The 12,429-nt window shown below is 36.4% G+C and carries 13 protein-coding genes, 1 rRNA gene and 1 other annotated feature; of the genes, 11 read left to right on the top strand and 3 right to left on the bottom strand.

What is annotated here, in order from left to right; genetic code table 11:
- The 7 genes from rrf to ACPLVF_RS00625 form a co-directional block, all read left to right on the top strand.
- Positions 1–98: ribosomal RNA gene (rrf, locus tag ACPLVF_RS00655) — 5S ribosomal RNA — on the top strand; the annotation flags it as partial.
- Positions 99–449: 351 nt separating this feature from the next.
- Positions 450–1,856, top strand: a complete 1,407-nt coding sequence (locus ACPLVF_RS00650) for an MATE family efflux transporter (protein WP_424905889.1) — start codon at positions 450–452, stop codon at positions 1,854–1,856.
- The gene (locus ACPLVF_RS00645) at positions 1,849–2,292 is read left to right on the top strand and encodes a MarR family winged helix-turn-helix transcriptional regulator (protein ID WP_424905888.1); all 444 of its coding nucleotides are present in this window, start codon (positions 1,849–1,851) and stop codon (positions 2,290–2,292) included. Before ACPLVF_RS00650 ends, ACPLVF_RS00645 begins: the two co-directional genes overlap by 8 nt.
- Before the next feature lie 301 nt (positions 2,293–2,593).
- Complete coding sequence (locus ACPLVF_RS00640; protein WP_424905896.1) at positions 2,594–3,154, top strand: FeoB small GTPase domain-containing protein; 561 nt, start codon at positions 2,594–2,596, stop codon at positions 3,152–3,154.
- On the top strand, positions 3,132–4,601 hold the full coding sequence (locus ACPLVF_RS00635; protein ID WP_424905887.1) for a nucleoside recognition domain-containing protein: 1,470 nt from the start codon (positions 3,132–3,134) through the stop codon (positions 4,599–4,601). The genes ACPLVF_RS00640 and ACPLVF_RS00635 overlap by 23 nt, the downstream gene beginning before the upstream one ends.
- The gene (locus tag ACPLVF_RS00630; RefSeq protein ID WP_424905886.1) at positions 4,602–4,787 is read left to right on the top strand and encodes a hypothetical protein; all 186 of its coding nucleotides are present in this window, start codon (positions 4,602–4,604) and stop codon (positions 4,785–4,787) included. It begins immediately after the preceding gene.
- Complete coding sequence (locus ACPLVF_RS00625) at positions 4,777–5,019, top strand: FeoA family protein (RefSeq protein ID WP_424905885.1); 243 nt, start codon at positions 4,777–4,779, stop codon at positions 5,017–5,019. Before ACPLVF_RS00630 ends, ACPLVF_RS00625 begins: the two co-directional genes overlap by 11 nt.
- A gap of 8 nt (positions 5,020–5,027) precedes the next feature.
- Here the strand turns inward: ACPLVF_RS00625 and ACPLVF_RS00620 are convergent, their stop codons facing one another.
- Together ACPLVF_RS00620 and ACPLVF_RS00615 are read right to left on the bottom strand one after the other, a co-directional pair.
- Positions 5,028–6,035: an AIR synthase family protein gene (locus tag ACPLVF_RS00620; protein ID WP_424905895.1), complete on the bottom strand. Its 1,008-nt coding sequence runs from the start codon at positions 6,033–6,035 to the stop codon at positions 5,028–5,030.
- Between the two features lie 17 nt (positions 6,036–6,052).
- Positions 6,053–6,544 (bottom strand): ECF transporter S component, encoded by a 492-nt coding sequence (locus ACPLVF_RS00615; RefSeq protein ID WP_424905884.1) that lies wholly within the window; start codon positions 6,542–6,544, stop codon positions 6,053–6,055.
- A 237-nt stretch (positions 6,545–6,781) separates the two neighbouring features.
- Positions 6,782–6,960, top strand: a binding site (T-box leader).
- A gap of 61 nt (positions 6,961–7,021) precedes the next feature.
- On the opposite strand from ACPLVF_RS00615, the gene serS reads away from it, so the two are divergent.
- Together serS and ACPLVF_RS00605 are read left to right on the top strand one after the other, a co-directional pair.
- Positions 7,022–8,305 (top strand): serine--tRNA ligase, encoded by a 1,284-nt coding sequence (gene serS / locus ACPLVF_RS00610; RefSeq protein ID WP_424905883.1) that lies wholly within the window; start codon positions 7,022–7,024, stop codon positions 8,303–8,305.
- A 155-nt stretch (positions 8,306–8,460) separates the two neighbouring features.
- Positions 8,461–9,261: a lipid II flippase Amj family protein gene (locus ACPLVF_RS00605; RefSeq protein WP_424905882.1), complete on the top strand. Its 801-nt coding sequence runs from the start codon at positions 8,461–8,463 to the stop codon at positions 9,259–9,261.
- Positions 9,262–9,282: 21 nt separating this feature from the next.
- Here ACPLVF_RS00605 and ACPLVF_RS00600 read toward each other — a convergent pair whose 3' ends face one another.
- Positions 9,283–10,737: a PLP-dependent aminotransferase family protein gene (locus ACPLVF_RS00600; RefSeq protein WP_424905881.1), complete on the bottom strand. Its 1,455-nt coding sequence runs from the start codon at positions 10,735–10,737 to the stop codon at positions 9,283–9,285.
- Between the two features lie 189 nt (positions 10,738–10,926).
- Here ACPLVF_RS00600 and pdxS point away from each other — a divergent pair, with 189 nt between their 5' ends.
- Positions 10,927–11,829 carry a pyridoxal 5'-phosphate synthase lyase subunit PdxS gene (gene pdxS, locus ACPLVF_RS00595; RefSeq protein WP_424905880.1) on the top strand — a complete coding sequence of 301 codons (903 nt, stop codon included), beginning with the start codon at positions 10,927–10,929 and terminating at the stop codon, positions 11,827–11,829.
- A gap of 1 nt (position 11,830) precedes the next feature.
- Positions 11,831–12,394, top strand: a complete 564-nt coding sequence (gene pdxT / locus ACPLVF_RS00590) for a pyridoxal 5'-phosphate synthase glutaminase subunit PdxT (RefSeq protein ID WP_424905879.1) — start codon at positions 11,831–11,833, stop codon at positions 12,392–12,394.
- Positions 12,395–12,429 lie beyond the last annotated feature (35 nt).

The following is a 12,429-nucleotide window of genomic DNA, read 5'->3' as shown; positions in this document are numbered from 1 at the left end:
GCGGAGGGGAAACACCGGTATCCATACCGAACACACAGGTTAAGCCCTCCAGCGCTGATGGTACTGGGGAATCCCGGGAGAGTAGGTCGCTGCCGAAATCTTTATTTATTATTAAAAACTTTGAAAATAAAAATAATAGAGTGTAAAAAAATTTATAAATATGATTATATGACTTAATGTTAATTAAAATCTGAGCTATATAAATAATTATTATTGAAGGAGAAAAACTAAAGCAAAAACTAAAGTGAAAAATATAATAAATGAAGAAGATATTAATTAAAAAATGGTAATTTAATGAGACAATTGATACATAAAAAAATAAAAGTTTTCATATATAGGAGACTTTGTCCCAAAAAAATAAACTGCAAAAGTAAAAAATTATTATAGATAAAATTAAGTAAAGTAAAAAATAAAATCAATATATGAAAAACAAAAAGAGGTGGAATAAATTGAAAGGAGATAAATTCGCTTATGATTTTACGCAGGGTAGTATATTAAAACACCTCATAAAATTTTCTATTCCTTTATTTTTAGGGAATATACTTCAAACCCTATATAACACAGTAGATTCTATTTGGGTTGGAAAATTTTTAGGACCAAATGCCCTTGCCGCTGTTTCGGTAAGTTTTCCAATAATTTTCCTCCTTATTTCATTGGTAATGGGAATTACAATGGCTACAACGGTTCTAGTGGGTCAATATAAAGGAGCAAAAAATATTGATATGGTTAAGAAAACTATAAACACATCGATGTACCTTTTAACCATTTCGGCAGTAATTATCTCAATTGTGGGAATAATATTCCATAAACCTATTCTTAATATCATGAACACACCAAAAGAAATTATGGAATCAGCTTCGGGGTATTTAAACATAATATTAGCAGGACTAATATTTACCTTTGCTTATAACGCTGTTAGTGCTATTTTAAGAGGGTTAGGGGACTCAAGGACTCCTCTGATATTTCTTTTTTATACTACAGTTATAAATATTATATTAGATCCAATATTTATTTTTGGAATTGGACCAATTCCTAAAATGGGTATAAATGGAGCAGCTTTAGCAACGGTTATAGCTCAGGCTATATCCTTTTTCCTCGCAGTAAATTATCTAAATAAAAACAATCATCTTCTTTCTATTAAATTAAATGAGCTTGGATATGATAAAGATATCACAGTAAAAATAATTAAAATTGGACTACCTTCTGGGATACAGCAAACCGTAGTGTCCCTTGGCATGACAGCAATGATGAGTATAGTAAATTCCTTTGGTCCTAATATTGTGGCAGCGTGGGGAGCCGCAAGCAAAATAGATTCCTTTGCGTTTTTGCCTGCAATGTCTGTGGGACTTGCTACCTCTTCCATAAGCGCTCAAAATATCGGTGCTGGTAAATATGAAAGGGTATCAGAATTATTAAAATGGGCAGGAATTCTTTCTTTGATTATTTCAGGATCAATAACAATTTTAATTTATGCTATACCAAAGATATTGCTTTCTATGTTTACAAATGATATAAATGTATTGGTGGCTGGGACTAATATATTAAAAATTTTAGGTTTTTCTTACATTCCCTTTGGTTTTATGTGGGTTGTTAATGGAATAATAAGGGGAGCTGGTGCTACCTTTATACCAATGCTTATTTCAATAGTTTCCCTCTGGGTAATAAGAATACCTTTAGCCTACTTTTTATCCTTTCACACTTTATTAAACAGCAACGGAATTTGGCTGGCAATGTCCATAAGTTCAATAATCAGTACCCTTTTAAGCTATGCTTATTATCTTTCAGGCAAATGGAAAAGAAGTGTTGCTGTACATGGATTAAATAAAGGCGTGGTGGAGGAAGAGGTTTATGATTAATGATTTTGAAATTGCTCAAAAAATGGAAGAATTTAATTATGAAATGAAAAGATGGACAAAAAAGTTTTTTAAAAACTATTTTACCAATAGTAATTTAGAAGCTACTCCCAGCCAATATCCTCTCCTTTTCATATTAAAGGAATACGGCCCAGTAAAGATGAAGGAACTTAGCGAACATATGAATATAACAACGGGAAGTCTGACGGTAATGGTAGACCGGTTGATTGAAAAAAAATTGGTTGAAAGGTTTTTTCTGCCTGAAGATAGGCGAGTTGTCATGGTGAGACTTACCGAAAAGGGTTATGATGAGATAAATAATTTTAGAAAGGTATTTATAGACTATATCGTTGACAAGGTAAAGGATTTATCGGATAAAGAAAAGGAAGAACTGATTTATTGTCTTGATTTTATTAGAGAAAAAGTCTTGAAAAAATAATTAATAAACTCTCATTGACAATATAAAAGGTGTGTTATATAATTTTTTTGAAAGCATAATGAGAATGATTATCATTATTATATAATAACAATTATTATTAATTAAGAAATCAAGAAAATCGTTAATAAATGATGCTGGTTAAAATATATTTAATTATTGAAGGAATTTAATATTATTTTTATCTACAAATTTTATCTACAAACAGCTATAAGGCAAAACTTATTTATCTTAAAACATCTTAATTTTATTTTTTTAATTGTTAAATGAGAATAATTATCATTAAAAGGAGGGCATATAAGTGATGCGATTTGTAAAAAGCATAAATAGGTCAAAAAACTTAGAAAACGTTAATATAAATCATAGAAAAAAGTTGATTCTCGTTGGAAACCCCAATGTAGGAAAGAGCGTTATATTCAACCGTCTTACTGGTACTTATGCTACGGTTTCCAACTATCCCGGGACAACGGTAGAAATTTTTAGAGGTATGAGCAGGATAAATAACATTTACTTTGAGGTAATTGATACACCGGGTATGTATTCAATGATACCCATAACGGAAGAAGAAAGGGTTACAAGAACATTATTATTTAATGAAAAGGCAGATTTAGTTATTCACGTTGTTGATGCAAAAAATTTACAAAGGATGCTTCCCTTAACCATCCAGTTGATTGAGGCGGGGGTGCCTTTAATGCTTGTAGTGAATATGATGGATGAAGCTGAAAAATTGGGAGTAAAAATAGATATTGAAAAACTTTCGGAAATTCTAGGTATCCCTGTTGTAGGTACCGCTGCAGCATTGAACAGAGGAATCGATGTTTTGAAAAAGAAGGTGTATGAATATGTTAGAAAAAGAGCCGCTTAGGAGAGAAAATATTATGGTTTACGATGAAATAATAGAAAAAGCGATAAGAGAGATAGAAGAAAATTTAAAGGCAAGCTATAAAATTTCAAAAAGAGCGATAGCCTTACTTTTGCTTCAGGAAGATAAGGAAATAACATATTATGTAAAATCAAGAGAAAAATCAATAAGTAAAATCGAAGAAATAATATCAAAAACGAAAGAATGTTATAAAGAACCCCTTCATTATATTATAACTTTGGAAAGACAGAAAAAAGTAAATGAAATAGTTAAAGAGGTTAGTAAAGATGCAGTAAGGACAAAAAATTTTGCTTTTCCTGACCTACTGGATAAAATCACGATGCAGCCAATCACGGGAATACCCATCCTAATTTTAATCCTTTACTACGGTTTGTATAAATTCGTAGGACAATTTGGTGCTGGAACCCTTGTGGACTTCATAGAGGGAGACATTTTTGAGAGCTACATTAACCCCTTTATTAATAACCTTGTTACAACCTATATTCCCTATAAAAGCATTCAAGAGCTTTTAGCCTTTGACTACGGTGTTATCACCCTAGGAATAAGGTATGCTGTGGCAATAGTATTGCCCATTGTAGGAACTTTCTTCTTTGTATTTTCTATTATAGAAGATACGGGTTATTTACCGCGTCTTGCAATGCTGATAGATAGAGTTTTTAAATCCATAGGTTTGAGCGGTAGAGCCGTAATACCAATGATCTTAGGTTTTGGCTGCGATACAATGGCAACTTTGGTAAGCAGAACCCTTGAAACAAAAAGGGAAAGGATAATAGCTACACTGCTTCTTGCTCTTGCAATACCCTGTTCTGCTCAATTGGGTGTTATACTTTCTCTTCTTTCCCAAAAACCTGTTGGACTTGTAATATGGGTGGGATTTGTTTCTCTTATATTCCTCTTAGTCGGGTATCTATCTGCTCAGGTACTGCCGGGAGAAAGACCCAACTTTTATATGGAGCTACCTCCCCTTAGAATGCCTAAGCTTTCGAATATAATTGAAAAAACTGTTTCAAGGATGCACTGGTATTTTATAGAAATAGTTCCCCTCTTTGTCTTAGCAAGTGTGTTAATATGGTTTGGTAAAATTACAGGGCTTTTTGATTATTTAATAGCAGCTCTTTCGCCTGCTATGAAGCTACTTGGTTTACCACCGCAAACAGCAGAAGCCTTTTTATTTGGTTTTTTCAGAAGGGATTACGGGGCAGCCGGACTTTATGACCTTCAAAAATCCGGAATATTAGCAGGACCTCAACTTGTCGTGGCCTCTGTTACTTTAACATTATTTGTGCCGTGCATTGCTCAATTTTCCATCATGATTAAGGAAAGAGGCTTAAAAACTGCCTTAGCTATTGTAGGTTTTATCATCCCCTTTGCATTTTTTTCGGGTTTTGCTTTAAATCTGATATTTAAGATCTTGGGAGTGAATTTTTAAATGAAATGCGGGTTTTGCGGATATGAATTTGATGAAGGAGACGAAGGTGTAAAGGCGTGCAGCGGATGTCCTATGAGTGGAAGGTGCGGCAAGGTAAAGTGTCCCAGATGCGGTTATGAAAATGTAAAAAATGTAGGACTTTTGAAAAGGTTAAGATTTGGAAGGAAGGATGAAAATGGGAAATAGAGAAGGGAAACTTTCTTCTTTAAAACCGGGAGAAGAAGCTATCATAGTAAAAATTGATTCAAAGGATGCAAAAATATTAAAAAAGCTCATGGCTTTAGGAGTATTACCGGGCTTGAAGGTGGAGCTTTTACAGAAGTTCCCTACTTATGTTTTTAAAATAGGGAACACAAAAATTGCTGCAGATGAGGAAATAGCAAAAAGTATTATAATAATAAAAAATAGTGCTCTCTAAAAAGAGCACTATTTTTCTAAGAATTTTTTTGCGTTTTCTATAGCAACAAATAATTCATCCCTTTCAAAGGGCGTAAATTCGGTTTTTATACTGCTTTTGACCAAAAAGCATTTGCCGCTGTCTGTAATTTTTCCTATAATTTTGGCATTGATACTGCACTTATTTAATTCTTCTACGATTTTTTGGCCATTTTTGGCACAGATGAGCATTGAACCGCTTGATATAAGGCCCAACGGATTTATATTAAAAATCTTGCAAATTTCTTTGGTAACCTCAAGGATGGGGACACTTTCTTCATATATTTCAATTCCCACATTAGAAGCCTTTGCAATTTCATAGGCTGCACCGAGTATTCCGCCTTCGGTAATATCGTGCATGGCGGAAGCGCCTAAGGAAGATGCTGTAATTCCTTCATCAATGACGCTTATATTTTCGATTAATTTTTGTGCTTCCTTAACCTTATTTTCATCCATAAAGCCTAAAAGAACGTCTTCAAAATCTGTAGCTAATATGGCTGTACCTTCCATTCCAATATATTTTGTGACTATAACATCGTCTCCAGGTTTTGCACCTGATGAGGTAATATAATTTTGTTTTGAAGCAACTCCGATGGCGGTAGTCGAGATTATAGTTTTGTTTACTGCGCCTGTGACCTCACTGTGACCTCCTAACACTTCAATTCCGATTTTTAAACACGCTTTGTGAATATTTTCCATTACATCCCTTACGGTATTTTCACTGCTGTTTTCCGGAAATAGCAGTGTGACTAAAATCCCTATGGGTACTGCGCCACATGCAGCAAGGTCGTTACATGCGACAAAAACGGAGAGGTAGGCACTTAGCTTATCAGCACCTGTTATAGGGTCGGAGGATAAAACTGCCACCTTTTCACCAAAGTCGATTATAGAGCAATCCTCACCGAAGGAAGAGTGGACCAATACTTCCTTTCTTTTTTCTCCTAAAAAAGGGTATACGGCAGTGTTTAGGATTTCAGGTGGAATTTTACCGATTTTCAGCATAAATCCAACCCTTTCTAAAATTTTTCTTCATCGTTGAAGGAAATATTTTTTAACCTCCTGTGTAAAAGCGCTGCTATTATAGCGCCAACCGAAACCTGCAGGCTGTCTCCCGCTATTTCAATAGGTACTGCACCGATACCGTAAAGTATTCCGGCAGCGGTAGCATAGGAAGCAATCATAAAAATCCCTGCAAATAATAAACCTTGAAAAATCCTTCCTTTTGCGGCTAAACTGCCCGCTATAAATCCCTCAATCCCTTTAATAAATAGGGTAATAGGAGCCCACATGGGATAGCCTGCTATCAAATCCGCAAGAGCTGAGCCAACTCCACCAATTATTGCAGCAGGAATACCTCCGAAGATTAATGCGGTGAGGTATATTATTGATTCCCCTAAGTGGAAATACAGGTTAAAGGTTGGAACGGGAACTTTTAAAATTGAAGTTGCTACAATTGTTAAGGCTAAAAAAAGTCCTAATAGAGCGATTTTCTTTATTTTATCGTTCATAAAAGCTACCCTCCATAAAATCTTTTACTGATATTATACTATATTAATCAGTATTTAACCAATAATTTAAAGCGAATTATAGGATAATATATTTACGCCAGAATACCCCCCCGTTTCAACCGGGGAATGAATGGCGGCTTGATTTTCTCGTAGTCATGGTATATAATTGAAATGCAGGAGGATGTTACATATATACATATAAATATTGTAAGGAAGCAATTGTTCAAAAAGGTAGATAGAAAGGCAATGAGGGGGAAAATTTGCAATAGCCTTTTTCAGAGAGCCGGTGTTTTGGTGCGAACCGGTAAAGGATTGCAATTTCCACCCCTGAGTATCGCTAAAGGCGACGGTAGTACCGTTAAAGCTAAAAGAAAAAATTAGGGTGGTACCGCGGGATATATCCTCTCGCCCCTTGTGGGAGAGAGGATTTTACTTTTTTATGAAAAATAAATAACATTAAGCTGAGGAGGTAAAAAAATGCTCGACATCAGACTTATCCGTTCGAATCCCGAATTGGTTAAAGAGGCAATGGAGAAAAGGGGAGCAAATACTAACTTAGAACAGCTATTGAAAATTGATGAAGAAAGGAGAAATTTACTTGTAGAGGTAGAAAAGCTGAAAAGTTTGCGCAATAGGGAATCCGAAGAGATTGCAAGGAGAAAAAAAGCTGGAGAACCAGCAGAAGATTTGATAGCTAAGATGAAAGAGGTATCGGATAAAATTAAGGAGATGGATGAAAGGTTAAAGCAGATTGATGAAGAAATTTATAAAATGCTCCTTATGATACCCAATATTCCCGACGAGACGGTACCTGTTGGTAAAAGCGATGCTGACAATGTGGAGGTAAGAAGATGGGGTACGCCGAGGGAATTTGATTTTTCTCCAAAGGCTCATTGGGAAATTGGGGAAAATTTAGATATCTTGGATTTTGAAAGGGCTGCCAAAATAACCGGTTCCAGGTTTGTGGTTTATAAAGGGCTTGGAGCGAGATTGGAGAGGGCATTAATCAATTTCATGCTGGACCTTCATATAGAAAAACATGGTTACAAGGAGATTTTCCCGCCCTTTATCGTAAATAGAGACAGCATGACGGGAACTGGGCAATTGCCCAAATTTGAAGAAGAAGCCTTTAAATTGTATAACAACACCGATTATTTCTTGATACCTACCGCAGAGGTACCTGTTACCAATCTTCACAGGAACGAAATACTGGAAAAGGAACAGCTACCCATATACTATGTGGCTTACAGCGGATGCTTCAGGGCAGAAGCTGGCTCTGCAGGAAGGGACACTAGGGGGATTATAAGACAGCATCAATTTAACAAGGTGGAACTTGTTAAATTCTGTGAACCCGAAAATTCAATGGAAGAACTTGAGAAACTTACAAAGGACGCTGAAGAGGTTTTACAGCTTTTAGGCTTGCCCTATAGAGTAGTAGCACTATGTACTGGCGATTTAGGATTTTCTTCTGCAAAGACTTATGACATAGAGGTATGGATGCCCAGCTACAACAGATATGTTGAAATTTCCTCCTGCAGCAATTTTAAGGACTATCAGGCAAGAAGGGCTGAAATAAGGTACAGGCCCGAAAAAGGAGCTAAACCCCAATACGTTCACACTTTAAACGGTTCAGGTTTGGCCGTAGGCAGGACAACAGCAGCAATCCTTGAAAACTTCCAGCAGGCAGATGGTTCTGTAGTTATACCGGAGGTTTTAAGGCCTTACATGGGCGGGATTTCGATGATACCTGTAAAATATTAAAAAAAATTTTAGCGCACGTTTTAACGTGCGCTAAAGTTTCGCTGTTTTTATCCCCTTTGGATGCCATCATTTCTTACATTTTATTCATAGGAGATTCCAAAACGCACAAATTAATATTATAATAAAAGCAAAAAAAGTAAAATTGAGGCGAAGTTATGGAAAGGGTATTTTATGTTGCGCTATTTACCGCGACCGTACATATGATTGATACTTTGTCCTATTCGGTAAGGCTTGCTGGTGTAAGGACAAAAAGACTTGCCCTTGCCCTTTCGCTTTTTAATATAATTGTTTTAATCTCAAGGACTGCCAATATGATTCAAGCTCCTCTTTTGGGCAGTATTGTGGATAAAGCGATAGCGAAAGGGGAAATAAGGGAGCTTCTTCATAGCTTTCGAATAATTATATTTTCTGCCACTTTTGGAAGTATTATAGGGGCAGCTTTAATCCCGAGCTTTATAGAGGTTTTTTCTAAAGGCATTTATGCTCTTGAAAAAACGGGTTCAATACCCAAATTAATCGTAAAGGTGATATTTAATAAGCCCATTAAACATATGAAAAATTCCCTTAAAGCTCCCGATTTAAAGAAAATAAAGAAAATGAGCAGAACGGGGATATCTCCCTTTTTTTTGATTTTTAATCTATTTATTACCTCAATTTCTACCATTGGAGTTCTTGCGGCGATATACGCTGGTGCTCTTTTACCCGAATACCGAATTACCGCAAGCCAGCTGTCAGGGGTGATTAACGGGACTGCTACCATACTTCTTGCAGTAATAGTTGACCCCCAAGCAGCTCTAATAACCGACCAAGCCCTGCAGGGGATAAAGTCAAGGCAGGAAGTTACTTCAATGGTATTTTTCCTTGTAAGCGGTAAAATCATAGGAACTCTTTTGAGTCAGATTATATTCCTGCCTGCTGCTGAAGTGGTATTATGGATAACCAAAAAATTAATATGATGACTATAAAATTGGTTTATTTTAAAGCAGAGGACTATAGCTGCTTTTTTTAATGGGATAGGAGCTGAATTCTTTCAAAAAATCGCTTATAATATTTGATAACAGCTTTACCCCTTCTTCGACTTTTTCTTTTGGGACCTGAGCAATGCTAAGCCTAAAACATCGTGAAGGCCTATTGTCAGTAAAAAAATAATCTCCAGGCATAATGAAAATTCCCTTTTTTAGAGCATTGGCGTAAAGGTTCATGGCATAATATCCTTGAGGCAGGAAAACCCAGAAAAACAATCCGCCTTGGGGTACGGTAAATGTGGCTTTAGGGTCAATGTATTTTTGCAAAGATTCTTTCATTATTTCCCATTTTGCAGAGAATATTTGCCGAATCCTTTTTACATGTTCATAAAAGGTTTTCTCCCTTATCATTAGGTCGAGAACCCTTTGATTTAGACCTGAAGATGCGATGTCAGAGAAATATTTAACTTCTGCGATTTTCTCTGAAAAATCGGGAGGTGCCAATAAAAATCCCAGTCTCAGTCCGGGCATCAAAATTTTTGAAAAGCTTTTTATATAAAAAACACGGTTATCGTCATCGTAACTTTTTAAGGGCACCGGTTTTTCAACATAAAAAAGGTCATTCATATGGTCGTCCTCAATGATAAAAAATCCGTAATTTTTAGAAAGAGCGATAAGCTCTTTCTTTTTTTGTTCTGAATACGAAAAACCGGTGGGATTTTGGAAATTGGGCATTGTGTAAAAAAGCTTTGGTGGTTTTGAGCGCAGTTTGCTGTAAAAATCGTCTAAGTCAATACCGTCATCTTTTATAGGTATTTCTATAATTTTTGCCCCCCTTGATTTAAAGGCGTCTACTGCACCGGGGTAAGTGGGGCTTTCCACATATACCACATCTCCAAAATCCAGCAAGGCCTTCGAGATTATGTCTATCCCTTGTTGAGCACCGGATACCACATTTACGGCGTCAACTGATGTTTCAATATTGTATTCGCGGTATAAATACTCCTGTAAGGACTCCCGTAAAGGAAGGTATCCCGGGCTTTCGTTATAAGCGAAGGCATAGCCTCCTTCCCTGTCTAAAACTCTATTAAGGGCGTCCTTAAAAATATCTACAGGGAAGTAATCTGGAGAAACGGAAGCGGTAGCAAAGTCGAACTTTACTTTTTTACCCTCATAGTCCCTATCATTTTTTAAGGAGTATTTGGCAGATTCTTTTACGGAAGATTTAATAAAAGTGCCGCTTCCTACTCGGGAAACAGCATATCCTTCTTTTTCTAAAAGCTTATATGCGTTTACGATTGTAACTGTATTGACTTTTAGTTCCGATGCCATTTTCCTTATAGGAGGGAGTTTCTCACCAGGTTTTAATATATTTTGTTTTATTAGTTTTACTATGCCCTCATAAATCTGAATATAAAGGGGTGTATTGGAGTCACGGTCTAAATGTATCGATTCAAATTTTTTCACAATAAAACCTCCCATTATGTTATATAAAAATGTTATGCAAAATGTATTGATAAATGAGTAAATGTTATGATATAATAAGCACAACAATAGATATCAAAATATAACAAATCAATATTAATGTAACGATACAATTATATTATATCATATCATAGCTTATTTTACCATTTAAAAGGGAGGTATAAAATTTTTATGACTGAATATTTAAAGGATACCAATGCAAATCCAGAAAGATACGCTCTCAACAAAAACTTGGCAGAAATGTTAAAAGGTGGAGTGATTATGGATGTTACAACACCTGATGAAGCAAAAATTGCTGAAGAAGCCGGAGCGGTAGCAGTAATGGCTTTGGAAAGGGTACCAGCAGATATACGAAAGTTCGGCGGTGTTGCGCGCATGTCCGACCCGAAGATAATAAAAGCAATAAAACAGGCGGTCAGCATACCAGTTATGGCAAAATGTCGGATCGGACATTTTGTAGAAGCTGAGATTTTAGAAGCCATAGGTGTGGATTTTATCGATGAAAGCGAAGTATTAACGCCTGCTGATGAGTTCTGCCATATTGATAAAAAAAGATTCAAAGTGCCCTTTGTATGCGGAGCTAAAAATCTTGGAGAAGCCTTAAGAAGAATAGCAGAAGGGGCTGCAATGATAAGGACTAAGGGAGAAGCAGGCACAGGCAATGTAGTGGAAGCGGTAAGGCATATAAGGACCATAATGGGTGAAATCAGAAGACTTCAAAATATGCCAAAAGAAGAATTAATTACTGCGGCAAAGGAAATGGGGGCACCCTATGAGCTCGTACTTTATGTAGCTGAGCACGGAAGACTTCCAGTCGTAAACTTTGCTGCTGGAGGGGTTGCTACACCTGCTGATGCTGCCCTTTTAATGAAGCTTGGTTGCGATGGGGTATTTGTCGGGTCTGGGATTTTTAAGTCTGAAAACCCTGAAAAAAGGGCAAAAGCCATAGTTAAAGCAGTTACCTATTACGATGATCCCGAAATTCTTGCAGAAGTTTCCGAAGACCTCGGGGAGGCAATGCAGGGCATAGAGATAAATAGACTGGATTCTCGTTACGCGGAGCGTGGATGGTAAAATGAAGGTAGGGGTTTTAGCCTTTCAGGGTGCTGTGAGAGAACATATTTATATGCTAAAAAAAATTGGAGTTAAAGCATTTCCCGTAAGAAAAAAAGAAGAACTTTTGGATGTGGACGCATTAATTTTACCGGGTGGTGAAAGCACCGTAATAGGGAAATTCCTTAAAGAGACAGGGCTCGGGCAAGAAATTATAAAACTTGTAAAAAGCGGAATGCCTATATGGGGTACCTGTGCTGGAATGATATTATTAGCAAAACACATAGTAAATGAAAACTATGTTCACTTGGGCCTTATGGACATTTGGGTTAAAAGGAATGCCTACGGGAGCCAACTTGATAGTTTTGTAATAAAAAAACCGGTGCCAGGGATTTCTGAAAAACCTTTGGAACTTGTGTTTATTAGGGCACCCTATGCGGAAAAGGCAGAGCCCTGTGTAGAAGTAATATTGGAATTGGATGGTAAAATAGTTGCTGCGAGACAGGATAAAATGCTTGCTACAGCGTTTCACCCTGAGGTAACCGAGGATGTTAGTTTCCATAAATTTTTTGTGGAAATGATTTAAATAGCTACTAAACAAAAATAAAGGCCGGGGAGGTA

Origin of the sequence: Thermovenabulum sp., assembly GCF_049701175.1 — a bacterium.
Lineage (GTDB): Bacteria > Bacillota > Thermosediminibacteria > Thermosediminibacterales > Thermosediminibacteraceae > Thermovenabulum.
Note: the sequence above shows the minus strand (reverse complement) of the source record. Positions and strands in the feature narration are given on the sequence as shown.

What these genes read in the sequence shown, in the direction of transcription:
- ACPLVF_RS00645 (WP_424905888.1), top strand. Translation starts at nt 1,849, where the DNA reads ATGATTAATGATTTTGAAATTGCTCAAAAAATGGAAGAATTTAATTAT.
- ACPLVF_RS00640 (WP_424905896.1), top strand. Translation starts at nt 2,594, where the DNA reads ATGCGATTTGTAAAAAGCATAAATAGGTCAAAAAACTTAGAAAACGTT.
- ACPLVF_RS00635 (WP_424905887.1), top strand. Translation starts at nt 3,132, where the DNA reads ATGTTAGAAAAAGAGCCGCTTAGGAGAGAAAATATTATGGTTTACGAT.
- ACPLVF_RS00630 (WP_424905886.1), top strand. Translation starts at nt 4,602, where the DNA reads ATGAAATGCGGGTTTTGCGGATATGAATTTGATGAAGGAGACGAAGGT.
- ACPLVF_RS00625 (WP_424905885.1), top strand. Translation starts at nt 4,777, where the DNA reads ATGGGAAATAGAGAAGGGAAACTTTCTTCTTTAAAACCGGGAGAAGAA.
- ACPLVF_RS00615 (WP_424905884.1), bottom strand. Translation starts at nt 6,544, where the DNA reads ATGAACGATAAAATAAAGAAAATCGCTCTATTAGGACTTTTTTTAGCC.
- serS (WP_424905883.1), top strand. Translation starts at nt 7,022, where the DNA reads ATGCTCGACATCAGACTTATCCGTTCGAATCCCGAATTGGTTAAAGAG.
- ACPLVF_RS00605 (WP_424905882.1), top strand. Translation starts at nt 8,461, where the DNA reads ATGGAAAGGGTATTTTATGTTGCGCTATTTACCGCGACCGTACATATG.
- pdxS (WP_424905880.1), top strand. Translation starts at nt 10,927, where the DNA reads ATGACTGAATATTTAAAGGATACCAATGCAAATCCAGAAAGATACGCT.
- pdxT (WP_424905879.1), top strand. Translation starts at nt 11,831, where the DNA reads ATGAAGGTAGGGGTTTTAGCCTTTCAGGGTGCTGTGAGAGAACATATT.